The following is a 24717-nucleotide window of genomic DNA, read 5'->3' as shown; positions in this document are numbered from 1 at the left end:
CGCGACCCAGGGGCCCTCATCGTGATGCCCCCCGAACCCGACCCGGGGCAGATGCCCGGGTCTTAACGCGGGCCCGGCCCGCCCTGCTACAAGGAGAGTATCGACATGGACCACACCCTCGACGACAGCGGCAAGCTGATACTGCGACTGGCCCTCGGCATCATGATCCTGCTGCACGGGATCGCGAAGATCACCGGTGGCATCAGCGGCATCGAAGGCATGCTGGCCGACGCCGGACTCCCGACCATCCTGGCCTACGGCGTGTACGTCGGCGAGATCCTGGCCCCGATCCTGGTCATCCTCGGACTCTATGCACGCATCGGCGCCGTACTCATCGCGATCAACATGGTCTTTGCCATCGCTCTGGCGCATGCCCACGAGGTCTTCCAGCTCACCGGCCACGGCGGCTGGGCCCTGGAACTGCAGGGTATGTTCCTGTTCGCGGCCATCGCGCTGGCCCTGACCGGCCCCGGCCGTTTCGCGATCAACCGCCAATAACCCTAAAGGAGACGCTGATTGAATCGCGCGTCCGCGTTGGTGCCCCCTGTTTTCCGAGACAAGGCGCGTCGTGCAGCGGGTAGTGGTTCTACCCGCAAGTGGCGCAACGCAGGCTCGGGGAACAGGGGGCACCAACCCGACAAGTGATTGAAAGAGCGGGCTCGGCCGCTTTTGCGCGCGCACGGCGTTGCGGCTCCCTTGTGCAGAATGACTGCACGGCGGTCACCGCGCCTTGTTCGCACGCAAAAGCGACTCGAGCGCGGACGCGCGATTCAATCAGCGTCTCCTTAACGCCCCGGGGCGGCGCAACGCCGCCCCTTTCGGGTACCATGCGCGACCCTGTATCCCGCGCAGACCGTGTCCCATGAACCAGACCCAGACGCTGATCCTCGGCGCCCCCCAGATTCTCCCGGTCATCCCCCGCGACACCATCTTGCGGGATCACGCCCTGATCATCCGCGACGGCGTCATCCAGGCGATCGAGCCCACGGAGACCGCACGCGCCAGATACCCCGATGCGGAGTACCGCGACCATCCCGGGCACGCCCTGATTCCCGGCCTGGTCAATGCCCATACCCACTCGGGCATGAGCCTGCTGCGGGGCATCGGCAGCGACCACACCTTGATGGACTGGCTCAAGCGCTACATCTGGCCGGCCGAAGGCAAGCTGCTCTCGCCCGAGTTCGTGCGCGCCGGCACCCGCCTCTCGGTCGCGGAGATGCTGCGTGGCGGCACCACCTGTTTCAGCGACATGTACCTATTCGTGGAGGACGCGGCACGAGTGGTCGACGAGACCGGTATCCGCGCTTCCCTGGGCCTGACCGTGTTCGATTTCCCCACCCCCTGGGCGAGCACGGCCGACGAGTACTTCCAGCGCGGCGCCGACGTGGTGACCGCCTGGGGCCGACACGAACGGATCGCCTTCAATGTGGCCCCGCACGCGCCCTACACCGTTGGCGATGCGAGCCTGGAGCGCGTGGCCGATCGCGCGCGCGAACTCGACGCCCCGATTCACATGCATGTCCACGAGACGGCCAGCGAGGTCGCCGACGCCGTCCGTGACCACGGCGAACGGCCCTTGGCGCGCCTCGCCCGACTCGGCATGCTGGACCAGCCCTTCATCGCCGTGCACATGACCCAGGTGGACGAATCCGACCTCGACCAGCTGCGCGACCGGCCGGTGTCCGTCGCCCACTGCCCGGAATCCAACCTGAAGCTGGCGTCCGGGTTCTGCCCCGTCGCGCGTCTGCAGGAAGCCGGGATCACGGTCGGCCTGGGCACCGATGGCACCGCCTCCAACAACGATCTGGACATGATCGGCGAGATGCGCACCGCCGCCCTGCTGGCCAAGGCCGTCAGCGGCGACGCCGCGGCGCTGCCCGCCGCCTCGGCCCTGGAGATGGCCACTCTCGGCAGCGCCCGCGCCCTGGGGCTGGACGACCGCATCGGTTCGCTGGAGCCCGGCAAGGAGGCGGACGTGGTCGCGGTGGACCTGCAGGCCCTGGAGCTGCAGCCGGCGCACGACCCCAGCGCGCAAATCGTGTATGCCGCCACGCGGGATGCCGTACGCGACGTCTACGTGGCCGGACGCCCGTTGCTGCGCGACCGGGAACTGCTTACGCTGAACGTGCAGGACCTCCGCGCCGAAGCCGATGACTGGCGCATCCGGGTGCTGGAAACCCAGCAGCCCATTGCCTGAGGGGAAACCGATCCCATGAGCCCGCAGACTCAATCCCGTTCGCAGACGCACGCCAACGTCGATAGCGCCGAGATCCACAAGTTCACGCACCGGGCCCGCGAATGGTGGGACCCCAACGGCCCCTTCGCCACGCTGCATGCGATCAATCCGCTGCGCCTGGAGTGGATCGACGCCCAGGCCGACCTGACCGGCAAGAAGGTGCTGGACGTCGGCTGCGGTGCCGGCATCCTGTCCGAGGCGATGGCGGTGCGCGGCGCGCACGTCACCGCCCTGGACGCCGGTGCCGAACACCTGGAAGTTGCCCGCGAGCACGCCCACGAGGCCGGGCTGGAGATCCACTACCTGCATACCACCGCCGAGGCCCATGCCGAACACCACGCCGGCGACTACGACGTGGTCACCTGCCTGGAGATGCTGGAACACGTGCCCGACCCCGAAGCGGTCATCGATGCGCTCGTGAAGCTCGTGCGTCCCGGCGGCTGGCTGTTCCTGTCCACGATCAACCGCACGCCGCGGGCCTTCGCCGAGGCGATCGTCGGGGCCGAATACCTGCTGAACATGCTGCCCGCCGGCACCCACGAGTACGGCCGCTTCATCCGGCCCTCGGAACTGGGCGCCGCGCTGCGCCGCCATGGGTTCGAGGTCACCGCGATGACCGGGCTGACCTATTCGCCTCTCAGCGGTCGCTACCGCCTGGTGGGGCGCACCGACGTGAACTACCTCATGGCCGCCCGCCGGGGCGACGACACCCCCGCATGACGCGCCATCTGGGTTCGCTCCTGTTCGATCTCGACGGGACGCTGCTGGATACCGCGCCGGACATGCACGCGGCACTGGTCACCCTGATGGCCGAATACGACCGCGCGCCGCTCCCTTTCCAGGCGGTGCGCAACCATGTCTCCCACGGCTCGCAGGCCCTCGTCGCGCTCGCCTTCCCCGACGCTGATGTCGACTTCACGGAACATCTGAAGAAGCGCTACCTGGAGATCTACGCCCGCGACGTGTGCCAGGCCACCGCCCTGTTCCCCGGGCTCGCCGAGCTCCTGGACCGCTGCGAGGCCCGGGGCTGGTCCGTCGGCGTGGTCACCAACAAGCCGGGCTGGCTCACCGATCCACTGCTGGAGGCGCTTGGCCTGCGGGCACGCATGGCGGCCGTTGTCAGCGGCGATACCCTGCCCCAGCGCAAGCCTGACCCCGAACCCATGTGGCTGGCGGCGCGGCAAACCGGCCTGCCCCCGGAGCGCCACTGCTACTGGGGCGATGCCGAGCGCGACATCGCGGCCGGACGCGCCGCCGGCATGCCCACCCTGATCGCCAACTGGGGCTACATCGACGCGGACCAGCAGCCGGATCAATGGGGCGCCGACGGCGCCCTGGAACAGCCCGACGATTTCTGGGCCTGGTACAACGGCGCCCCCGCCCCGGAGCGCAGCCTTGCCGGCTGATCACGCCCGCCACCCCGCGGGGGCTGATGGTTGATGGAACCCCGGATCCGCCAGGCCTATCGCCACTGCCGTCAGCGTGCCGCGGCGCACTACGAGAACTTCCCCGTGGCCTCCTGGTTGCTGCCCGGCCGCCTGCGCGACCCGGTGGCGGCGATCTACTGCTTTGCCCGCGACGCCGACGACCTGGCCGACGAGGACCCGCGCCCGGTCGAAGAACGCCGCCAGGCACTGCTGGCCATGCAGGAACGCGTGCAGGTCCTGGAGGACCCGGCCGCGGAACACGATCCCGAATGGATCGCCCTGGCGGATGCCCGCGCCCGTTTCCACCTGCCGGCGGCACCGTTCTCCGACCTGATCGATGCCTTCCTGCAGGACCTCGACCAGACGCGCTACGCGACCTTTGGCGAGGTGATGGACTACTGCCGGCGTTCGGCCAACCCGGTCGGGCGGCTGCTGCTGCATCTGAACGGGAACCCGACCGAGGAAATGCTGGGCCATTCCGACGCCATCTGCTCGGCCCTGCAACTGATCAACTTCTACCAGGACCTGCAGCAGGACCTGGAGGAGAACAACCGCATCTACCTGCCGCAGGAGGAGATGGACCAGTACGGCGTCACCGAGGCCATGCTCGCGGCCGAAAAGACCACGTTCCAGCTACGCAATTTGATGCAGTTCCAGTACGCCCGCGCCGATCGCCTGCTACGGGCCGGCGCGCCCCTGGGCGGGATGCTGCGCGGGCGCATGGGGCTGGAAATCCGCGCCATCATCAATGGCGGCGCCCGCATCCTCTGGCGCCTGCGCCAGCAGGACGACGTCTTCGCCCGCCCGCGCCTGCGCACCCGCGATGCCTGGATCATCCTGAGCCACAGCCTGCGCCCGCGTCGGCGCCCCCGAGCCCGCTAAACCACCTTGCTGTACCGCGGCTGGCCTTCGGTCGCCAGATAGGCGTCGAATGCCATGGCCACATTGCGCAGGAGCAGGCGACCGCGCGGCAGCACATCCAGCCGGCCCTGTTCGATCCGCACCAAGCCGTCGTCCTGCATACCCTCGAGGCGCCCCAGCGCATCCGCGAAGACCTCGCCGAACACGATCCCGTGGCGCGCCTCGATCGCGGCAAAGTCGATCCGCGAGTGGCACATCAGCTCGCTGATCACGTCGCGCCGCAGGCGGTCGTCGGCACTCAGCTCCAGCCCCCGAAAGACCGGGAGGCGGCCCGCATCCATGCGGGCGTAGTAGGCATCCAGCTCGCGCAGGTTCTGGCTGTAGGTCGCGCCGACCTTCCCGATGGCCGTGGGACCCAGCGCCACGAGGTCGTACTCCGCACGGGTGGAATAGCCCTGGAAGTTGCGCTGCAGCGTCCCGGCTCTCTGTGCCTCGGCCAGCTCGTCGTCCGGCAAGGCAAAGTGATCCATCCCGATGTAGACGTAGCCCGCCGCGGTCAGCCGCTCGATGGTCGTCTCCAGGATCGCGAGCTTCTCGGCCGCATCAGGCAGGTCCGCCTCGCGGATCTGGCGCTGCGTCTTGAACATCTGCGGCAGGTGGGCGTAGTTGTAGATCGCCAGGCGTTCGGGGCGCAGTTCGAGGGCACGTTCCAGGGTGCGGGTGTAGGTCTCCACCGTCTGCAGCGGAAGCCCGTAGATCAGGTCGAAGTTGGTGGACTCGAACCCATGGGCCCGGGCCTGCTCGACGGCGCGCGCGGTGACCTCGAAGGGCTGGATGCGGTTGACCGCCCGCTGCACATCCGGATCGAAGTCCTGCACCCCGAGGCTGATGCGGTTGAACCCCAGTTCGCCCAGCAGCGGTATCGTCCCGGGTCGCACCGCGCGCGGGTCGATCTCGATGGAGAATTCGCGCGCGGCACTGGCATCGAGACGGAAGTGGCGCCCGAGCAACGCCATCACCGATCGCAGGTCCTCGTCCCCGAGATAGGTCGGCGTTCCCCCGCCGAAGTGCAACTGCCCCACCGTGCGCTCCGCGTCAAACAGCTCGCCCTGCAGCGCGGCCTCGCGTTCCAGATACGCGAGATAGCGCTGCGCCCGCTGGTAGTTGCCGGTAATGACCTTGTTGCAGGCGCAATAGAAACAGACCGTGTCGCAGAACGGGACATGCACGTAAAGCGACAGCGGACGCGCCGGGTCCGCCCCATTGGTGGCCTGCGCCGCCTCGGCATACGCGCGGTCGTTGAAACCCTCGTGGAACTGGGGTGCCGTGGGATACGACGTGTAGCGAGGTCCGCTCACGTCATAGCGACGCAGGATCTCCGGATCAAATACCAGGCGCTGCTCCATCGGGTCCCCCTCGAGCGTGTACCGCCCATTTTAGGCATCGGATCATCACAGGCTACGACCACGGCCCGGTAGCGGGCTTGATACAGGTCAACAATCCGCCTTCGGGGGCAATCTCCCGCCTCGCGCACTGCCTGTGCTAGCCTTCCCGTCCCTGTTCGACACCCGCCACGCGAGAGCGCATGTCCCCCGACGAGTATTGCGAGGAGAAGGCCGCACAGAGCGGCTCCAGCTTCTACTACGCCTTTCGCTTTCTGGAGCCCGACCGGCGCCGCGCCATCACGGCGCTGTACGCCTTCTGCCGGGAAGTGGACGACATCGTCGACGAGGTCCGTGAGGAGAGCGTCGCCCGGACCAAGCTGGACTGGTGGCGCCAGGAGATCGAGCGCCTATTCGCCGGCGAACCCCGTCACCCCATCTCCCAGGCACTGCAGCCCCACATCGCCGCCTTCGATCTGGGCCGCGAATATTTCGACGAGATCATCGACGGCATGCAGATGGATCTCGACTACGACAGCTACCCGGATTTCACCACCCTGTCGCTGTACTGCTATCGCGCCGCCAGCGTGGTCGGCATCCTCTCCGCCCACATCTTCGGCTACAGCGACCGGCGCACGCTGAAGTACGCCCACGACCTCGGCATGGCCCTGCAGCTCACCAACATCCTGCGCGACGTCCACGAGGACGCCATGCGCGGCCGCGTCTATATCCCGCTCGACGAGCTGCGCAAGCACGAGGTCAAACCCGAGGAGTTCCAAGTCAACATCACCGATGACCGTCATCGCGCCCTGTTCGCGGAACAGGCCGAACGGGCGCGGCGCTACTACGACAGTGCCGAGGAACACCTCCCCGCTGCCGACCGCTATCCCCAGCGCCCGGGCCTGATCATGGCGGCGATCTACCGCACCCTGCTGGACGAGATCGAGGACGACGGCTTCCGTGTTCTGGAACACCGCGTACGCCTGACCCCGATCCGCAAGCTGTGGATCGCCTGGCGCACCGCCCGACGCCTGAAGCGCGAGCATCGCCGCCGCGCGGCCTGACGCCATGGCCTCCAGCCCTCCCGCGCACCCTGTCGCCGTGGTCGGCGCGGGCTGGGCCGGCCTGACCGCAGCCCTCGCCCTGGCGCGCGCCGGACACCCCGTACACCTGATCGAGGCCGGCCGGATCCCCGGCGGGCGCGCCCGCAGCCTGGAGCTGGACCACACCCCACTGGACAACGGCCAGCACATCCTCGTGGGGGCCTGCCAGCAGACCCTGGAACAGATCCGCGCGGTCGGTATCGACCCCGACTCGGCCTTTCACGCCGTCCCGTTCGGGCTGCGGATGTTCGACCCCGACCGCCGGCCAGCATCCCCGGCCTTCGCGCTCGAACCCCGCTCGCCCCGGCTGCCGGCCCTGGCCACGGCCCTCTATCGTTCCCTCCCCGGCCACGCCACTGGTATCCGGCTGCGCGCCCTGCTCGGCGCGGCGGCCCTGCTGCACCGTCCCCTGCGACACGACCTCCCGGTGCTCGACTGGCTGCGGCGCCGCCACCAGCCGGAAACCCTGATCCAGCGGCTGTGGGACCCCCTGTGCCTGGCGGTGATGAACACCCCGACTCGCCTGGCCTCCGCGCGGATCTTCCAGAACGTGCTGCGACGGGCCCTGAATCACGGGCCGGAGGCGGCCCGACTGCTGATCCCTGCACGGCCCCTGGGCGAGGTGTTCCCCGACGCCGCCATCCGCGAGCTGCGGGCCCGGGGTGCGCGCGTGGACCTTGGCCGCCGCATCACGATGATCCAGCGCGACGCGACACGCCCGGATGCCCCTTATCGACTGCACGATCGCCAGGGCGACACCAGCAACGCCCGCGCGCTGATCCTGGCCACCACGCCCACCGCCACCGCCAGCCTGTTGCCAGCGGACGCTCGATGGGGCGCCACGCATCAGGGGCTCAAGGCCATGGGCGCACGCAGCATCTGCACCGTCTACCTGCGCTACCCGCGGCGGTTGACAGACCGGCCCCCTCTCCAGGGGCTGCTCGGCCAGCATGGCCAGTGGCTGATCCCCCGGCACGTCGCGGGCGCCCCGCACTGGCTGGCTGTCGTGATCTCGGCCGCCGACGACCTCGAACCGTTGACGGCGGATGCCCGATGGCGCACCGTCGCCCGCTCGCTGGCACGGACCTTTCCCGAGCTGGGGGAGCCCGCAGCCGGTCACTGCGTCTGCGAGCGCCGCGCGACGGTGGACGCCCGGGTCGATCTGGATCGGCACCGTCCACCGCCCCGCACGCCCTGGCCCGACTGCTACCTGTCAGGGGATTACCTGACCCACGCACTGCCGTCGACGCTCGAAGCGGCCATACAATCTGGACTAGAATCGGCGCACCTGTTCCTGGAGGACCATCCTTGACCGACCTCGATATCCCTCGCCTCCTCGCCTACCGTCCCGAACCGGGCGCCTTTGACCAGCGCGTGATCCTCGTCACCGGCGCCGCCGACGGCATCGGCCGGGCAGTCGCCGAGGCCTGCGCCGCCGCCGGCGCCACGGTGGTCCTGCTGGACAAGGACCTGAAGGGCCTGGAGGCGGTCTACGACCGGATCGAACAGGCCGGCCAGCCCCAGCCCGCGATCTACCCGCTGAATCTCGAGGGGGCTACGGTCAAGGATTACGGCGACCTGGCGGAGAACATCCGTGACTCGCTGGGTCGCCTCGACGGCCTGGTGCTGAACGCCGGCTGGGCCGGGGCCCTGATGCCGATGAAGAACTACGACCCGGAGCTCTGGTTCAAGGTCATCAACAGCAACCTGCACGGCCCGTTTTTCCTGACCCAGGCTGTGCTGCCCCTGCTGGAGGCCAGCCCGACCGGAAGCCTGGTGGTCTCCACCCAGAACGCGCGCAAAGCCTTCTGGGGGGCCTTCGGGATGGCCAAGGCAGCGCAGGACGCCCTGATCGACATCCTGTCCCATGAGCATCGCAACGAGCCGCGCTTCATCCACGTCAATGGCGTGGACACCGGTCCCGTGCGCACCCGTTTCCGGGCCGGCCACTATCCGGGTGAGAACGCGGAACTGCTGCCCGAACCCGAGGCGGTGGTGGGCCCCTACCTGTACTTCCTGGACCCCGGCGACCGCACCACCACTGGCCTGAACCTCAGCCTGGAAGGCCAGGTACCGACGCCCGACGCGTCGGCCTGAGCCACTGCGCCGTCAGGCGCGCGGCCGCTTGCCGGCCGGGCGCCCCTTCTTGCGGAGCTTCCCGGCACCAGCCCGCGGCTTGCCACCGTGGGGCGCCGGCGAACGGCCGCCCGCCTTGCCCGCCGACGCGGCCTCGGCCTTTGGTTTCGCCCCCGGACGGGCCGCGGCCTCCACCCCGTTGTGCTGGGTCTGGAAGGTCTGGCCGCGCTTTTTCAGAGCCTTCCCGCCGCGGGTCATCCGCCCGCCCGTGGATGGGCGCGCCGCGCCCTGCCCCGTCCCGGCCGGCTGCCAGGTCGGCACCAGATGGTGCTTCCCGTTCCCGATCAGATCGGCCCTCCCCATGCGCTGCAGGGCATCGCGCAGCAGCGGCCAGTTGTTCGGGTCGTGGTAGCGCAGAAAGGCCTTGTGCAGGCGGCGGGCGCGGAAGCCCCGGGCGACCGGCACCCGTTCGCTCGCCTTGCGGCGGATGCCACGCAACGGATCCCGGCCCGAGTGCCACATGGCCGTGGCGAGTGCCATCGGGCTGGGCAAAAACGCCTGCACCTGGTCGGCGCGAAAATCATTGCGCTTGAGCCAGAGCGCCAGCTGCAGCATGTCCTGGTCGGTGGTCCCCGGGTGCGCGGCAATGAAATACGGGATCAGGTACTGCTCCTTCCCTGCCGCTTTCGAGTATTTCTCGAACATGGCCTTGAACCGGTCATAGGTGCCCATGCCCGGCTTCATCATCCGGGATAATGGGCCCTTTTCCGTATGTTCCGGCGCAATCTTCAGGTAACCACCCACATGGTGGGTGACCAGCTCCTTCACGTACTCCGGGGACTCGATCGCCAGGTCATAGCGCAGCCCCGAGGCGATCAGGATCTTCTTGATCCCCGGTAGCGCGCGCGCCTTGCGGTAGAGACGGATGAGCGGGGCGTGATCGGTATCCAGGTTACTGCAGATACCCGGGTACACACAGGACAGCCGCCGGCAGCTCAGCTCGATCTTCGGGTCCTTGCAGGCCAGGCGGTACATGTTGGCCGTCGGCCCGCCCAGGTCCGAGATCACACCGGTGAACCCGTCCACCTTGTCGCGGATCTCCTCTATCTCGCGCAGCACGCTGTCCTCGGAGCGGCTCTGGATGATCCGCCCCTCGTGTTCGGTGATCGAACAGAAGGTACAGCCACCAAAGCACCCGCGCATGATGTTCACCGAGAAGCGGATCATCTCCCAGGCCGGGATACGGGCATCGCCATAGGACGGATGCGGGGCCCGTGCATAGGGCAGATCGAACACCGCGTCCATCTCGGGGATGGAAAGCGGGATCGGCGGCGGGTTGAGCCAGACCTCCTTGTCGCCATGGCGCTGCACGATCGCCCGCGCGTTGCCCGGATTAGTCTCCAGATGCAGCACCCGCGAGGCATGGGCATACAGCACTGCATCCCCCTTCACCTGCTCAAACGCAGGGATGCGGATCACCGTCTGGTCGCGCGGCGTACCCCGCGGGATCTGCCGCTGAAAGCGCACGACCTTTGTGCCCGGCTCGCCCTGTACCGCCGAGCTGTCCTGCCCTTCGGCATCGGCACAGGTTGCCGGCGAGACCATCGCGTAGGGGTCGGGGTTGGCATCCACCGGCCCCGGGGTATCGACCTCGCTGGAGTCCAGTTCGACAAAGCCGGCGGGGACCGCATCCCGCAGGAAGGCCGTGCCACGAAGATCCGTGATGTCGCGCGGGTGCTCACCCGCGGCCACGCGATGCGCCAGCTCCAACAGGGCCCGTTCGGCATTGCCGAACAGCAGGATGTCCGCGCGCGAATCCAGCAGCACGGAGCGGCGCACCTTGTCCTGCCAGTAGTCGTAATGCGCGATCCGGCGCAGGCTGGCCTCGATACCGCCGGCCACCACCGGCACATCCCTGTACGCCTCGCGGACCCGCTGGGCGTAGACGATCACCGCCCGGTCGGGGCGCTTGCCGTGCACGTCCCCCGGGGTGTAGGCGTCATTGGAGCGGACCTTCCGCTCCGCGGTGTAGTGATTGACCATCGAGTCCATGTTCCCGGCGGTCACGCCAAAGAACAGGTTGGGCCGCCCCAGGGCGCGGAAGGGCTCGGCCGACGTCCAGTCCGGCTGCGCGAGAATGCCGACCCGGAACCCCTGCGCCTCCAGCAGCCGCCCGATGATCGCCATACCGAAGCTCGGGTGATCGACGTAGGCGTCGCCGGTGACCAGCACGATGTCACAGCTGTCCCAACCGAGCGCGTCCATCTCCTCGCGCGTGGTCGGCAAGAACGGTGCCGTGCCAAAGCGCTTGGCCCAGTAGGGCTTGCGGGCAAACAGGGTCTCGGGGGCTGCGGACATCACCAGGCTTCTTCCGGCGGGCGCCGGCAACGGGAAATCCGCGCATTACACGCCCCGGGCGCAGCGAGATCAACAGGGCATGCCCACGGGCGGGGCTTCGTCCTTCAGTCCCCGCCGGGTACGCGCCTGGCGTCAGTAGCGTTCAATGAACAGGTCGATGGCCGGGCTCAGCGCCCCGCGCCAGCGCTGCGCGAGGGATTCGTCCCAGCGCGGGTCCACCTCGCGGGCCGTCTCCACCATGCAGTCCAGCCACACCCCGTACAACTCCGGCGCCACCGGCACCCGGCCATGACGGCTGTGCACCTCGGCCATCTTCTCCATGGTCGGCGCCACAAAGCTCTCGCCCTCCGCGTAGCTGATCGCGGTGGAGACCGCCTGCCCCAGGGCCCGCTTCTGCTGCGACCAGTTCGTGGTCGTAAAGGCCTGCGCCACCCGCTCGTCCGCCGCGAGAAAGCGTTCATAGAAGCGGTCCACGAAGTTGCCGGCCCGCCGGCAACGCCCGTAGCTCTGGTGCACATCGGAGTAGCTCATCCAGATCCCCCAGTCCCGAAAATGCGCGAGTGTAACGGGATTGCTCCGGCGGTTGCTGATCCAGATCAAGCCCCGGGCAGTACCATCTGCTATCAACTGCCTTCTAGGGAGACGCTGATTGAATCACACGTCCGCGCTCGAGTCGCTTTTGCGTGCGAACAAGGCGCGGTGACTGCCGTGCAGTCATTCTGCACAAAGGAACCGCAACGCCGTTCCCGCGCAAAAGCGGCCGAGCCCCTGCTTTCAATGGCTTGTGGGGTTGGTGCCCCCTGTTCCCAGATCCTGCGTTGCGCCGCTTGCGGGTAGAACCACTACCCGCTGCACGACACGCCTTGTCTCGGGAAACAGGGGGCACCAACGCGGACGTGCGATTCAATCAGTGTCTCCCCAGCACACCCGCGTACTGGATACCGGCCAGCCGCGCCAGGTCGCGATCGAACGTGGTCAGGTCATTGGGCCCGAAGTCCTCCAGGCTGGCATGCCCGCAGGCCCGCGCCAGCACCTTCATCAACTCCGTGGAGCCCTCCAGAAACCGACCCAGACGTTCCGCTCCTTCCTGCGGATCCAGCCGGGCGCGCAGGGCGGGATCCTGCGTGGCCACGCCGCTGGGGCACTGATTGGTGTGGCACATCCGCGCGCCCACGCAGCCCACCGCCTGAATCGCCGAATTGGCCAGGGCGATACCGTCGGCCCCCAGCGCGAGGGCCTTCACGAAGTCCGCCGGGGTGCGCAAGCCGCCCGTCACCAGCAGTGTCACGCGACCGGAGACCCCGTTCGCGTCCAGGAATCGACGCGCGCGGGCCAGCGCCGGGATGGTCGGAACGCTAATGTGGTCGCGCAGCAGGGCCGGTGCCGCGCCCGTGCCACCTCCGCGGCCGTCGAGGATCAGGTAATCGGCCCCGGCCTCCAGGGCAAACGCCAGGTCCGCCTCGATGTGGTTCGCCGAGAGCTTGAAGCCCACCGGCACGCCGCCGGTCTTCTCGCGCACCGCATCGGCAAACCGACGGAAATCGGCCGGGGTCTGCAGATCCGCGTTCGCCGCGGGCGAATGGGCATCCTGGCCGGCCTCGATCCCGCGCACCCGCGCGATCTCGTCGCTCACCTTGCTCCCCGGCAGGACACCCCCAACACCGGTCTTCGCCGCCTGGCCGGCCTTGAAGTGAAACGCCTGGACCTTGTCCAATACCGCGTCGGAGTAGCCAAACCCGGCGGGACCCAGCTCGAACAGGTAGCGGGAATTCTCCGCCTGCTCCGCATCCAGCATGCCGCCCTCGCCAGAGCAGATGCCCGTCCCTGCGCGCTCGGCCCCGCGCGCCAGGGCGATCTTCGCCTCCCGCGACAACGCGCCAAAGCTCATGTCGGACACCAGCAACGGGATCTTCAGCTCCAGCGGCCGCTTCGCCTCCGGCCCGATCACCAGCGATGTCCCGATCTCGGCCCCCTCGTCCAGCGGCCGCGTGGCCAGTTGTGCCGCCAGCAACTGCATCCCGTCCCAGCTCGGCAGCCGGTCCCGCGGGACCCCCATGGCGACCGTGGTCCCGTGTCGTCCCACACCCTCCAGTCCATCCCGCGCCAGCGCGTGGATCCACTCGACATGCGGCTCCGTCTCACTGTTGCGCGGGCTCGGCGCCCGATCCCCGGGCTCGGCGTCACGTGCTTCGCCCTCGGTGTCAGCATCCGCGGCACTCGCCGGCCCGCCGACAGCATCGGCCTCGAACTGCGCATGGGTCCCGTCACAGTACGGCAGGTTCCCGGACTGCTTGCACTGACACAGGTAGGCCTCGCCATCCTCTTGTGCGGTGAATACCAGAGGCTCGATGCCCGTCCCCTGGTGCGAACCGTCGCAGAACGGCTGATCCTGCGAACGCCCGCAGCGGCAGAAGGCGTACTCCTCGCCCTTTTTCAGCTCCACACCCCGGGGTTCCACTGCGGCGATAATCGGCTCGGCCATCGTATGCTCCTTGCGTTCTGTGATCGTCCCCCAGTGTGACAGCGAAACCGCGACAAATTTCCGAATCCGGCGCGCCGCCGTATGATGGGCGCCTCTCGCTCAAGCACGAGGCCCCTCATGACGACCGCCGACCACCGCCACACCCGCCGCGACTACACCCGCGCGGAACTGCGTCGCAGCGACCTTCAGGCCAACCCGCTCGGCCTGCTCAACGACTGGCTGGAGGCCGCGCGCGAGGCCGGCAACCCCGACCCGACCGCCATGATCCTCGCCACCGCCGATGCCGATGGCCAGCCGTCCGCACGCACGGTGCTCCTGAAGCATGTGGATGCCGACGGGCTTGCCTGGTACACCGACTCGCGCAGCCGCAAGGGCCAGGACCTCAACGAGAACCCGCGCGCCGCGCTCCTGTTCTACTGGCCGGAAACGGAACGCCAGATCCGCGTCGAGGGCCCTGTCGCCGCCCTGCCCGCCGATCTCGCCGACGAGTATTTTCACCAGCGTCCACGCGGCAGCCAGCTCGCCGCCGCCGCCTCCACCCAGAGCCACCCGGTCGCGAACCGCGATGAACTGGAGCAGCGCGTACGCGCGCTGGAACAGCAGTATCCGGATGGCGACATCCCGCGCGACCCCGCCTGGATCGGCTATCGCCTGCAACCGGAGCTGTTCGAGTTCTGGCAGGGGCGCGCCAATCGCCTGCACGACCGGTTCCAGTACCACCGCGTAGGGAGCGAGTGGGAGATCACCCGCCTGATGCCATAGACATCCCCGGCAGCCGCTACCGTTCCCCCGGCCGAATCTGCTAGGATTCGCTCCGCCGTGGCGGCTCGACCCCGCCCGGTTCAGCAAGTACGGAGAGGTGCCGGAGCGGTCGAACGGGGCGGTCTCGAAAACCGTTGTACTCTCGCGAGTACCGAGGGTTCGAATCCCTCCCTCTCCGCCAGATCAAAGCAAAGGGGCCCGCGTGGCCCCTTTTGCATGTACAGCCCCAGCGTTCTGGGATTCGAACCCGAGGGATTCGAGAAGATGGTTCGACCGGTGGCGCGCAGCGACACCGGAACGCCGCAGCGCATCGAAGGCGGCCCGGAGGGCGGCGACCACGTCGCCGTAATCCCTACCTCTCCGCCAGATCAAAGCAAAGGGGCCCGAGTGGCCCCTTTCGCATGTCTGGCCCCTGAGGTTTCAGGATTCGAACCCGAGGAATCGAAAACGATGGTTCGACTGGCAGCGCGCAGCGATGCAGGAACCTCACCGCAGGTGAGAATTTCACGCGCGGCATGGCATGCCGGGTAACCGCACCCTCCAACCCGGCGGTCCGGCCAGGCTCTCCACGCGCACAAAAAAAGCGGCCCGGTTTCCCGAGGCCGCTTTTCTTTGATCCGAATCTGGTGGGCGGTACTAGGTTCGAACTAGTGACCCCTGCCGTGTGAAGGCAGTGCTCTACCGCTGAGCTAACCGCCCGGAGCGCGAACAAGATTAGGGTTCGCGCGAGCGAACGTCAAGCATTGTGTGCCGCATTTCCCCGTGATCCTCGGCTCCATCGGGCGGCGCAGCCGCCTTCGGGCGTTGCCGTCAGGTAACGCCCGAAGGGTGAGGCCCACAGGGCCGAATCCATCCCTCCCTCTCGTGGCCGCCAGGCCACGCAGCGCGCCCACCGGTTGCCAGCCCGAGCCCCGTACCAGACAATGCCCAACCTCGGAGAGGTGGCAGAGCGGTTGATTGCACCGGTCTTGAAAACCGGCAGGGGTGAAAGCCCCTCGAGGGTTCGAATCCCTCCCTCTCCGCCAGATTCCAGCAAGAAATCCAAATGCTATCTAACGCATGGCCAACCCCGCCAATCCGGGATTCGAACCCTCGAGATCCAACGCTCGGGTTCGACCGGCGACGCACAGCGACGCCGGAACGCCGCCGCGAGGTGGCGGCCCGAAGGGCGGCGCCCGCGGCACCGTAATCCCTCCCTCTCCGCCATTCCCCCACCCCACTCGCCGCACCCTCCCCGCACCCCACACATAGCCCATCTAACATGTTTCACATAGAACAAGTTAGATAGAAGAAAATGACTGAAGGCACTATAATCGGCGCCGTTTTCCCGCTTGCGCCCGCGAACCTCCAGCGGGCCCAGCTCCGGCTGCCAGTTCTGTGACGACGGCCCTGGCACGCCCTGGCCCGGAATGCCTTCCGGCGCCCCAGCCCTGGTTTCGGCCGTCGTCGTTTCTCACGAACTGGCCAAGCGAGTGACCCGATGAATCCGATCCTGCTGCGAGTGTTTCCCTTTCTCGGCTGGCGCCCGACCAAGCAAACCCTCAACGCGGATCTCATCGCCGGGATCTCGGTCGCCCTGGTCCTGATCCCGCAATCCATGGCCTATGCCCAACTGGCGGGGCTCCCGCCGGTCTACGGGCTGTACGCTTCTCTGCTTCCTGTCATGGTGGCGGCCCTGTGGGGCTCTTCGAATCAGCTGGCGACCGGTCCGGTGGCGGTAGTTTCCCTGCTGACAGCCTCGGCACTGATACCGCTGGCGGCCGAAGGCTCTTCCGAATTCATCATGCTCGCCATCGCCCTGGCGTTCATCGTTGGCGTGATCCAGTTGATGCTGGGGCTGTTCAAGCTGGGTGCGCTGGTCAGCTTCATCTCGCACCCGGTGATCGTCGGATTCACGAATGCGGCCGCGATCATCATCGCCCTGTCCCAGGTAAACAAGATTCTGGGCGTGCCGATCGATACCAGCGGCCATTTCATGCTCGGTCTCTGGGGCGTGCTCATGGAACTGGGCAGCGTGCACTGGCCAACCCTTGCGTTCGGGATAGGCGCGATCGCCCTGATGGTCGCGATGAAGCGTTTCACGCCCAAGATCCCCGGCGTGCTGGTCGCGGTGGTCGTGGCGATCGTCGCCAGCTGGGCGATCGGCTACGAACAAAAGGCCGAGACCTCCATCGAGCAGATCGCCCCGGCCGAGGTCCTGACCCTTGCCCAGAACATCGAGCGCGAAAGTGCCCGCCTGGCCGAACTCGACGACCAGATCCGACGCCTGGAGGCCGAACTGCAACAACAGGAAGGCGCCGAGGCCGTCCGCCTGCGCCACGAGGCCGACCAGCTGCGCCTGGAGCGCGAGGAACTGCGCCCAGAACTGGCGACCATGCGCGACGAGATCCGCGACCTCACTCTGCGACGGGTGCCCGGCACCGATGACGAACCCGCCCGCTTCATTGCCGACGAACACCTGACCGACGCTGAACGCGAGCGCGCCGACCGGGCTGCCTGGCGCATCGAGCGTGTGGGCGACGACACCGTGCACCTGAACGGGGGCGGAGCCGTGGTCGGGAATGTGCCTCAGGGCCTTCCCGGCTTCTCGATTCCGGAGATCAGCTTCGGCACGTTCACGACACTCCTGACCACCGCCTTCGTCATTGCCCTGGTGGGCTTTACCGAAGCCATCGCGATTGCCAAGGCCATGGCGGCCCGGACCGGCCAGCGGCTGGACCCCAGCAAGGAACTGATGGGTCAGGGCCTGGCGAATATCGCGGGTGGCTTCACCCAGGGGTACCCGGTCAGCGGCTCGTTCTCCCGCTCGGCCGTGAACCTTAATTCCGGCGCGAAGACCGGACTCTCGTCGGTCTTCACCGCCGTGATCATTGGCCTGGCGCTGCTGTTCCTGACTCCGTTGATCTATCACCTGCCGCAGGCGGTCCTCGCAGCCATCATCATGATGGCAGTGGCCGGCCTGGTGAACTTCAAGGCGATCAAGCACGCGTGGGTGGCCAACAAGCACGACGGCGCCGCCGCGATCGTGACCTTCATCGCCACGCTCGCCATGGCCCCGAACCTGGACTACGGCATCCTGACCGGTGCCGGCCTGGCCATCGTGCTCTACCTGTACCGCACTATGCAGCCGCGCGTATCGGAGCTGGCCCGCTACGAGGACGGCACCCTGCGCGAGGCCCAGCGCTATGGCCTGGAGACCAATGAGAAGGTCGGCATGATGCGCTTCGACGGCTCGCTCTACTTCGCCAACGTGCCGTACTTTGAAGACGCAGTGCTCGACCTGGTAGCACGGCACCCGCAGGCCAAGTACCTGATCGTGGTCGGCAAGGGCATCAACGAGATCGATGCCTCCGGCGAAGAGGTCATCCATCAGCTGGTGCATCGCCTCAAGGCGCGCGGGATCACGCTGGTGTTCGCCGGGGTGAAGGCGCAGGTCATGGAGGTGATGCAGCGCACCGGGCTGGACGAGATCATCGGCGAGGACAACATCTTCAAGTCCACCGATCACGCCGTGAAGACGATCTCCGAAAAGGTCGGCGAACCCATCAAGTAGGGGACGCCAGCGCCCGTTGCCCCACGGCCGGCCGGATCTCCCGGACCGGCTGTGGAAACACTGCAACCGGGCGCGCTTATCGCTACACTGTGGCTTATTCGAATGCATTGAGGAGTTGACCCGTGTCCCGAGACCAGATCGTCCGCTCGAGTCGCAACCCGTCCAGCACTGGCTCCATCAGCGAGACCATCTCCACCAACAAGGTGATCCGGCAGACCTACATGCTGCTGTCGCTCACCCTGGCGTTCAGCGCGGTTACCGCGTTCATCGCCATGGCGGTCAATGCGCCGCCGGTACACTGGATCATCATGCTGGGCGTGCTGATCGGCGGCCCGTTCGCCATCCACGCCGCGCGCAATTCGGCACTGGGCATCGTCCTGACCTTCGCCTTCACCGGCGTGCTGGGCTTCTTCCTCGGCCCGATCCTGAGCATGTATCTGGGCCTGCCCAACGGCCCGCAGATCGTCGGCAACGCCTTCGCCGCCACGGCCATCGCATTCGTCACGCTCTCCGGCTACGCCCTCGCCACCAAGAAGGACTTCAGCTTCCTCGGCGGCTTCCTGGTCGTCGGCCTGATCGTGGCCCTGCTGGCCATCGTCGCCAACCTGTTCCTGGCGATCCCGGCGCTCTCGCTGGCCATCTCGGCCGCGGTCGTCCTGCTGCTGTCCGCGGCCATCCTGTTCGACACCAGTCGGATGATTCACGACCCCGAGGCCAACTACATCGTGATGACCGTCTCGCTGTACGCGAACCTCTACGTGATGTTCCTGCACCTGCTGAACCTGTTCCACGCCTTTATGGGTGACAACTAAGGGTCCAGCACCAACCGCAGGAACTCGTTCAAGGGCCCCGCCGCGCGGGGCCCTTTTCGTTGGACACCGCTTACACAGACTCTCGGGGACTTCGGCCCATGACCCAGCTCCAGCGCGGTGTCTTTCTCGACCTGAACACGGTTGACCGGGACGACCTCGACCTCACCGAGCTCCGCGCCTGCCTGCCCGAGTGGGCCTTCCACGACCGCACGCGACCCGACCAGTGCGCCGAACGGATCGCGGACGCCGATGTCGTGATCACGAACAAGGTCGAACTGGATGCCGATCTGCTGGCCGTAGCGCCCCGCCTGCGACTGATCTGCGCCGCCGCGACCGGCTTCAACAATATCGACGTGGCCGCCGCCCGCCGACAAGGCATCGTCGTCAGCAACGCGCGCGACTACGCCACAGACTCCGTGGTGCAGCATGTCTTCGCCCTGCTCCTGACGCTGGTCACGCGGCTGGATGACTACCGAGCCGACATCCGCGCCGGACGCTGGAGCGCCTCGGATCAGTTCTGCCTCCTCGACCACCCGATCGGCACCCTGGCCGGGATGCGCATCGGGATCATCGGGTGGGGGGTGCTGGGCCGGGCCACCGCCCGTGTTGCCGAGGCCTTCGGCATGGAGGTTCGGGTTGCGCAGAGTCACGATCCCGCGCAGCGGACGCACGCGGATCGCCTGCCCCTGGAGCGCCTGCTTGCGGAGTGCGATGTGATCAGCCTGCATTGCCCGCTCACGCCCGCCACGCGCCACCTCATCGACGACGACGCACTGCGCCGAATGCGGCCGGGAAGCATTCTGCTGAACACGGCCCGCGGCGGTCTCGTTGACCCCGAGGCCCTGGCGCGTCACCTGCACAGCGGTCATCTCGGCGGCGCGGGCATCGACGTCCTGGAACCGGAACCCCCGCCACCGGGTCATCCGCTGCTGGCCGACGACATCCCGCGCCTCGTGCTGACCCCCCATACCGCCTGGGCGGCGCGCAGCGCCCGTCAGCGGGTGATCGACGAAGTCACGCACAACATCCGCAGCTTCGCATGCGGTTCACCGCGCAACGTGGTGGAATGACGCGCATGGACACCGACCCCCTGCAACAGCGAATCGAGGACCTGGAGATCCGCCTGGCCCACCAGGAATACACCCAGGAGGAGCAGGCCCGCATCCAGATGGAACTGCAGCAGGCCAATGCCGACCTGCGCCAGCAGGTCCAGTGGCTGCGCGACCGCCTGCGTGAGCTTGAGGAACGCGGGGGCGGGCGAGAAGACGCCGAACCACCCCCGCCGCACTACTGACCCCATGGCGCTGACCGTACGCGCGGCTCCCGGCTACGACAGCGCTGCCGACGCACTGCGCAAGGCCCTCGAGGCGCGCGGCTACCGGCACGGCGGCGCGGCTCGGCTGGTCCTGGAAACGGGCGATCACGGCCTGCAGCTCATCCGCGAGGACGTCCAGCCGGCGCTGCGACTGCACCTCGACTTCGCGGCCGGACGCCAGGGCTATCGACTGGCCCATGCCGGCCATCAGCGCGAGGGGCTGATGCGCGCCTTCGGCAAACTCCCGCGCGACGGCCACGTACTGGATGCCTCCGCCGGTCTCGGGCGCGACACCCTGCTGCTGGCCGCGCACGGCTTTCGCGTGACCGCCTGGGAACGTCACCCCGTGGTATACCGTCTGCTCGCCGATGCCCTGGCGCGCGCTGCAACTCACCCGGATCTGGCCCCGGTCATCCAGCGCATTACCCTGCTCGAGGGCGTCGCCGACCCCACCGCCGTGAGCACACCCGCGATGGCCGCGGTCTTGGACCCCATGTTCCCGGAGCGCGCCAAACGCGCCGCGGTCAAGAAGGACATGCAACTGATCCAGGCGCTGATGGCGGATACGGCCGACGCCGACCCCGACGCCGACGCCGAACAGACCCTGGCCGCCCTGCGCGGCCACGTGGAACGCCGGGTGATCGTAAAACGCCCGCTGCACGCCCCGGCTCTCGGACCGGACGCCCCGCAGGCCAGCGTCAAGGGCAAGAGCGTGCGCTTCGACCTCTATTCGGCCACGGGGCCCGCCGAAGCGACCGCGGCGTCCGGCTGATATCGCTCCTCGCCCGTTTCAGGGGCTGCCCAGGATCAGCCGGTCCTCCCCCGCGAACCGGTAGTCCGGGATGGGCAGGTTACGGCGGGCGTTCTGATCCGCGTAGACCCGCCCCGCCCCGTCATAGCGTCCGCCCCGGCAACGATCGACGAACCCGCCACTCCAGCCATCGGCTTCGTCCGGGTGCACCAGATCCAGCTCGCAGCCCAGGTCCGTCCCCTCACCGATCACCACCAGCCATTCGGGGCGAAAGCTGCGCAGCGGCAGGTCCAGCCCGTCCGGCTGCTGACCGCGGCGCGCAGCGGGATCGACCAGTTCCTCGTCGCTCGCCAGCGCACCCTGCCAGGCCGCATCCCGGTGGACCACCAGGACATGCCGGTTCCCGTGGACAAAGCGTCCCGCCTCGCCCGGCGCGATCTCCGCAAGGTCCACCCGAAGGGTGTCGCCACGGGTGTCCACCGATCCGGAAAATGCGTACCGCAGCATAACCCCCACCAGCAGCAATGCGGCCCCCAGCACCATCAGCTTCATGAGCGCGCGGATCCGCACCCGCGTCAGTGAATCGTTCCCGGTTTGCACCCTGATCTCCGTTTTTCTCGCCCACCGGCGAAAACGCTTTGCCTGAGCCCTAGTCGCCCCTACACTATGCGGCATGAAAGGACCCAACCGTTCCAACCGCACCTACGTCGGCCTGTACAACGACATGTACGGCGGCATGACCCCCATCGGCAATTTCATCCGTGATGCCTGGGTGTTCGGCATCCTCCCGGAGACCGAAACCTGCGACGGCTGGGATGTCTCGCGCATCCAGATGCTGCACGACCAGGTCAATGCCGAATGGGACAAGTACGACCTGCGTATCAGCAATCTCCCGCCGGAACTTCGTGAACGTCATGAACGCATCCATCAGGAAGCGATCGAGCGCGCTCGGGAACACGGCTGGGTCGCCGGACAGGACATCGATAGCGAGATGGGCGACGACGCCTGATGGTCGCCGGCGAGCCCCTGATTCGCCCCCTGATCGTCATCGCCAGTCTGCTGGGCGGGATCGCGGTCGTGCTCGGCGCCTTCGGCGCCCACGCCCTCCAGGAACGCCTTTCGGAACACGCCCTGACGACCTGGCACACCGGCGTTCAGTACCACTTCATCCACGCCCTGGCCCTGCTGCTGGTCGCCGCCCTGTGGGCGCAGCTGGCCAACGGCTGGGCCGCCGCCAGCGCGGTGGCCTTCGTGATCGGCATCCTCCTGTTCTCGGGCAGCCTGTACGCCCTCGCACTCGGGGCGCCCCGCATCCTCGGGGCGATCGCGCCACTCGGCGGGACGGCCTTTATCCTCGGCTGGGCGGGGTTGGCCATTGCCGCCTGGCGCGGCTGACCTAGGGAGACGCTGATTGAATCGCACGTCCGCGTTGGTGCCCCCTGTTTTCCGAGACAAGGCGCGTCGTGCAGCGGGTAGTGGTTCTACCCGCAAGCGGCGCAACGCAGGATCGGGGAACAGGGGGCTCCAACCCCACAAGCTATTGAAAGCAGGGGCTCGGCCGCTTTGGCGTGGGAACGGCGTTGCGGTTCCCTTGTGCAGAGTGACTGCACGGCAGTCACCGCGCCTTGTTCGCACGCAAAAGCGACTCGAGCGTGGACGTGCGATTCAATCAGCGTCTCCCTATAATCGCGCCCTGCCTGACCCCAACCTTCACCACCGGACCGAGCGCCCCATGAGCCAGACCTCCTTCGCCGTATTCGCCGAGAAAGCCCTGGACGACATCCAGACCCGCCTGAGCGACCAGAGCGCGCTGGACGACCTGGATATCGACCTGATCGACGGCGTGATGACCATCGAGTTCGACGATGGCGCCCAGCTCATCCTGAACCGTCAGGAGGCCGCCGAACAGATCTGGCTGTCCTCCCCCGAGGGTCCGGCCCACTTCGGCTATTCCGAGGAGGAAGGTGCCTGGATCGATGACCGCAACGGCGAAGACCTGCACGCGACCCTAGTGCGCGTGATCGAGCAGAAGCTGGGCGTGCCGGTCGAACTCTGAGGCGCCGCCGCCGGGCGCCCGAACTCGACAGCTCCTAGTCGCCCTTGCCAGACCCCTTGTCGGCATCGTCCTGCCCGGATGCGGCGCGATCCGTGGTCCGATCGGCGGCGGCGGGCGGCTCGTCTTCCAGCGCGCGCAGATGCGCCTCGACCTCGGCCAGCACCGGGTGCGGCTTATCCTGTTCCAGCGCCACGTCGATCGCCCGCAGCGCCTCCACCGCCTGCGGGTCGCCCCGCAGCGGCATGCGTGCCACCCCCAGCGCCAGCATCCGGAACTGGCGGAATACCAGATAGCTGACGGTCGCCACCACCAGGGCACCCCACATGTTGTCCTGGAACCACAGCCACACCGCTACACCGTAGCCCCCGAAGGTCAGCACGAAGATCCCCAGCGCAACGCGGTGGGAACGGGCCACGATGCCTTCCAGCACCTCGCGGTTGCGGATCACGAAATCACGTTCGAAATGCAAGGGGCAGTTTCCTCGGTTCGGGGTGTCGTCAGGGACGCGCCGGCTGCTGCGCCCGCCAGCGTTCGAAAGTCGCGTATTCCTCGTAGCCCCGCGTCAGCACGTAGTCCATCACGTTGCGCAGTCGATTCAGGTGCACCACGGAGTCGATGCGGATGATCTCCTCACCCTGTTCGTCGAAGAAGATCAGGGTCGGCGCCCAGTGTATATCCAGCGCCGCTGCCCACTCCTTCGGGTTCGTGCGTTCCCCGCCGGGGGTCAGCACCGGGGTATCGGCATCGTCGGCATCCAGCTGCACCGCATCCATCAGCGCGATGCGTTCCAGCACCTCATCCTGTTGCAGTGGCTCGGAATGCAGGATATCGCAGGCATGGCAAGCCTCGCGCTCGAAGAACACCACCAGCGGCCGATCCGCAGGGATCCGGCTGCGATCCAGCGCATACGGCGGGTTCGCGAAAAAGTCGCGCTGGTTCATGTCGTCCAGGTCAAATTTCGGCGGCGGGTCGGCCCGGTCCAGGTAGTCGCGGAAGCTCCCCTCCCGGTCGTGGCGGTCAATCACGTACTCCAGCAGCGCGCGAAAACGATACGGCGGGTAGTAGCCACGCATCTGGTGGATGCGCTCGCCCTCCTCGTCGTAGAAGGCAATCGAAGGGGTGAAGTTGAGCCGCTGTTCGGCCGCGTAGCGCCGCTCGATCCAGGTCTCGCCATCGAGATCGGTAACTTCCCGCGTCCCCAGGGCATCAATCGCGACGACATTGAAATGCGCCGACAGATACTCGCGGATGTCGTCCTGCGCGAAATTCTTGTCGAACAGCGCCTCGCAGTAGGGACAGTCGTCCATGCCGAAGTAGACCGCCAGCCCCATCTTGCCCTGCTCGACCGCATCGTCCAGGTCCTCGCGCAGGTCCAGGAAACTCAGTTCGAACCAGTCCGGCGTATGCAGGCCGATCGGCCGCGGCGTGTCGTCGAAGACCAGTCCTTCGTCCGCACCGGCCCCGTCGTCCGCCGACACGGGCGACGCCACAAGCGCCCACGCCAACATCATCAGCGCGAGACCGGCCAGCAGGCCGGGATGGC

General features: G+C 67.5%; 24 protein-coding genes and 3 tRNA genes. 19 read left to right on the top strand and 8 right to left on the bottom strand.

What is annotated here, in order from left to right:
- Positions 1 to 105: 105 nt before the first annotated feature.
- From F627_RS0109050 to hpnC, 5 genes are all read left to right on the top strand, one after another.
- The gene (locus tag F627_RS0109050) at positions 106 to 498 is read left to right on the top strand and encodes a DoxX family protein (RefSeq protein WP_018867004.1); all 393 of its coding nucleotides are present in this window, start codon (positions 106 to 108) and stop codon (positions 496 to 498) included.
- A gap of 364 nt (positions 499 to 862) precedes the next feature.
- Positions 863 to 2197, top strand: a complete 1335-nt coding sequence (locus F627_RS0109045; RefSeq protein ID WP_018875597.1) for a TRZ/ATZ family hydrolase — start codon at positions 863 to 865, stop codon at positions 2195 to 2197.
- 15 nt (positions 2198 to 2212) lie between these two features.
- Complete coding sequence (ubiG, locus tag F627_RS0109040) at positions 2213 to 2956, top strand: bifunctional 2-polyprenyl-6-hydroxyphenol methylase/3-demethylubiquinol 3-O-methyltransferase UbiG (RefSeq protein WP_018875598.1); 744 nt, start codon at positions 2213 to 2215, stop codon at positions 2954 to 2956.
- A complete protein-coding gene (gph, locus tag F627_RS0109035; RefSeq protein ID WP_019583885.1) occupies positions 2953 to 3642 on the top strand; it encodes a phosphoglycolate phosphatase in 690 nt (229 codons plus the stop codon). The genes ubiG and gph overlap by 4 nt, the downstream gene beginning before the upstream one ends.
- Before the next feature lie 33 nt (positions 3643 to 3675).
- A complete protein-coding gene (gene hpnC, locus F627_RS0109030; protein ID WP_019583884.1) occupies positions 3676 to 4545 on the top strand; it encodes a squalene synthase HpnC in 870 nt (289 codons plus the stop codon).
- Here the strand turns inward: hpnC and hemN are convergent.
- The gene (gene hemN / locus F627_RS0109025; protein WP_019583883.1) at positions 4542 to 5930 is read right to left on the bottom strand and encodes an oxygen-independent coproporphyrinogen III oxidase; all 1389 of its coding nucleotides are present in this window, start codon (positions 5928 to 5930) and stop codon (positions 4542 to 4544) included. The two genes, hpnC and hemN, sit on opposite strands and share 4 nt — an antisense overlap.
- A gap of 179 nt (positions 5931 to 6109) precedes the next feature.
- On the opposite strand from hemN, the gene hpnD reads away from it, so the two are divergent.
- Genes hpnD through F627_RS0109010 form a run of 3 tightly spaced genes read left to right on the top strand, consistent with a single transcriptional unit; the run spans position 6110 to position 9106 of the window.
- Positions 6110 to 6970, top strand: coding sequence for a presqualene diphosphate synthase HpnD (gene hpnD / locus F627_RS0109020; RefSeq protein ID WP_018867010.1), 861 nt, complete (start codon positions 6110 to 6112; stop codon positions 6968 to 6970).
- Between the two features lie 4 nt (positions 6971 to 6974).
- Positions 6975 to 8321, top strand: a complete 1347-nt coding sequence (gene hpnE / locus F627_RS0109015; RefSeq protein ID WP_019583882.1) for a hydroxysqualene dehydroxylase HpnE — start codon at positions 6975 to 6977, stop codon at positions 8319 to 8321.
- Positions 8318 to 9106 carry an SDR family NAD(P)-dependent oxidoreductase gene (locus F627_RS0109010; RefSeq protein ID WP_018880322.1) on the top strand — a complete coding sequence of 263 codons (789 nt, stop codon included), beginning with the start codon at positions 8318 to 8320 and terminating at the stop codon, positions 9104 to 9106. Before hpnE ends, F627_RS0109010 begins: the two co-directional genes overlap by 4 nt.
- Positions 9107 to 9118: 12 nt before the next feature.
- On the opposite strand, the gene F627_RS0109005 is transcribed toward F627_RS0109010, so the two are convergent.
- The 3 genes from F627_RS0109005 to F627_RS0108995 all read right to left on the bottom strand — a co-directional run bounded on the left by F627_RS0109005 (position 9119) and on the right by F627_RS0108995 (position 13925).
- The gene (locus tag F627_RS0109005; protein ID WP_019583881.1) at positions 9119 to 11443 is read right to left on the bottom strand and encodes a YgiQ family radical SAM protein; all 2325 of its coding nucleotides are present in this window, start codon (positions 11441 to 11443) and stop codon (positions 9119 to 9121) included.
- Positions 11444 to 11575: 132 nt separating this feature from the next.
- Positions 11576 to 11974 (bottom strand): globin, encoded by a 399-nt coding sequence (locus tag F627_RS0109000; protein ID WP_018875608.1) that lies wholly within the window; start codon positions 11972 to 11974, stop codon positions 11576 to 11578.
- A gap of 376 nt (positions 11975 to 12350) precedes the next feature.
- On the bottom strand, positions 12351 to 13925 hold the full coding sequence (locus F627_RS0108995) for a glutamate synthase-related protein (protein ID WP_019583880.1): 1575 nt from the start codon (positions 13923 to 13925) through the stop codon (positions 12351 to 12353).
- A gap of 117 nt (positions 13926 to 14042) precedes the next feature.
- Here F627_RS0108995 and pdxH point away from each other — a divergent pair, with 117 nt between their 5' ends.
- Both pdxH and F627_RS0108985 read left to right on the top strand, forming a co-directional pair.
- Positions 14043 to 14687, top strand: coding sequence for a pyridoxamine 5'-phosphate oxidase (gene pdxH / locus F627_RS0108990; RefSeq protein WP_018880319.1), 645 nt, complete (start codon positions 14043 to 14045; stop codon positions 14685 to 14687).
- Between the two features lie 91 nt (positions 14688 to 14778).
- A tRNA-Ser gene (locus tag F627_RS0108985) sits at positions 14779 to 14868 on the top strand.
- 443 nt (positions 14869 to 15311) lie between these two features.
- Here the strand turns inward: F627_RS0108985 and F627_RS0108980 are convergent.
- Positions 15312 to 15386: transfer RNA gene (locus tag F627_RS0108980), tRNA-Val, on the bottom strand.
- Positions 15387 to 15622: 236 nt separating this feature from the next.
- Here F627_RS0108980 and F627_RS0108975 point away from each other — a divergent pair.
- The 6 genes from F627_RS0108975 to F627_RS0108950 all read left to right on the top strand — a co-directional run bounded on the left by F627_RS0108975 (position 15623) and on the right by F627_RS0108950 (position 21139).
- Positions 15623 to 15712: transfer RNA gene (locus F627_RS0108975), tRNA-Ser, on the top strand.
- 455 nt (positions 15713 to 16167) lie between these two features.
- Entirely contained in the window at positions 16168 to 18240 is a 2073-nt protein-coding gene (locus F627_RS0108970) for a SulP family inorganic anion transporter (protein ID WP_018867017.1), read from the top strand.
- Between the two features lie 122 nt (positions 18241 to 18362).
- Positions 18363 to 19052 (top strand): Bax inhibitor-1/YccA family protein, encoded by a 690-nt coding sequence (locus F627_RS0108965; RefSeq protein WP_017941768.1) that lies wholly within the window; start codon positions 18363 to 18365, stop codon positions 19050 to 19052.
- 98 nt (positions 19053 to 19150) lie between these two features.
- Complete coding sequence (locus tag F627_RS0108960) at positions 19151 to 20122, top strand: D-2-hydroxyacid dehydrogenase (RefSeq protein ID WP_019583879.1); 972 nt, start codon at positions 19151 to 19153, stop codon at positions 20120 to 20122.
- A gap of 5 nt (positions 20123 to 20127) precedes the next feature.
- On the top strand, positions 20128 to 20346 hold the full coding sequence (locus tag F627_RS0108955; protein WP_018867019.1) for a SlyX family protein: 219 nt from the start codon (positions 20128 to 20130) through the stop codon (positions 20344 to 20346).
- 4 nt (positions 20347 to 20350) lie between these two features.
- Entirely contained in the window at positions 20351 to 21139 is a 789-nt protein-coding gene (locus F627_RS0108950; protein ID WP_019583878.1) for a class I SAM-dependent methyltransferase, read from the top strand.
- Positions 21140 to 21157: 18 nt separating this feature from the next.
- Here the strand turns inward: F627_RS0108950 and F627_RS0108945 are convergent, their stop codons facing one another.
- Positions 21158 to 21718, bottom strand: a complete 561-nt coding sequence (locus tag F627_RS0108945) for a hypothetical protein (protein WP_018880310.1) — start codon at positions 21716 to 21718, stop codon at positions 21158 to 21160.
- Positions 21719 to 21791: 73 nt separating this feature from the next.
- On the opposite strand from F627_RS0108945, the gene F627_RS0108940 reads away from it, so the two are divergent.
- The 3 genes from F627_RS0108940 to cyaY all read left to right on the top strand — a co-directional run bounded on the left by F627_RS0108940 (position 21792) and on the right by cyaY (position 23174).
- Entirely contained in the window at positions 21792 to 22127 is a 336-nt protein-coding gene (locus F627_RS0108940; RefSeq protein WP_018875615.1) for a hypothetical protein, read from the top strand.
- Positions 22127 to 22513, top strand: coding sequence for a DUF423 domain-containing protein (locus F627_RS0108935; RefSeq protein ID WP_018867023.1), 387 nt, complete (start codon positions 22127 to 22129; stop codon positions 22511 to 22513). Before F627_RS0108940 ends, F627_RS0108935 begins: the two co-directional genes overlap by 1 nt.
- Positions 22514 to 22850: 337 nt before the next feature.
- Positions 22851 to 23174 (top strand): iron donor protein CyaY, encoded by a 324-nt coding sequence (cyaY, locus tag F627_RS0108930; RefSeq protein WP_018867024.1) that lies wholly within the window; start codon positions 22851 to 22853, stop codon positions 23172 to 23174.
- Positions 23175 to 23208: 34 nt separating this feature from the next.
- Here the strand turns inward: cyaY and F627_RS0108925 are convergent, their stop codons facing one another.
- Together F627_RS0108925 and F627_RS0108920 are read right to left on the bottom strand one after the other, a co-directional pair.
- A complete protein-coding gene (locus F627_RS0108925) occupies positions 23209 to 23643 on the bottom strand; it encodes a hypothetical protein (protein WP_018867025.1) in 435 nt (144 codons plus the stop codon).
- A gap of 28 nt (positions 23644 to 23671) precedes the next feature.
- Positions 23672 to 24685, bottom strand: a complete 1014-nt coding sequence (locus tag F627_RS0108920) for a thioredoxin fold domain-containing protein (protein ID WP_026280681.1) — start codon at positions 24683 to 24685, stop codon at positions 23672 to 23674.
- Between the last annotated feature and the right edge of the window lie 32 nt (positions 24686 to 24717).

The organism is Thioalkalivibrio sp. ALE16 (assembly GCF_000381305.1).
In the GTDB taxonomy this organism is placed as follows: domain Bacteria; phylum Pseudomonadota; class Gammaproteobacteria; order Ectothiorhodospirales; family Ectothiorhodospiraceae; genus Thioalkalivibrio.
This window is presented reverse-complemented; position numbering and strand designations above follow the sequence as displayed.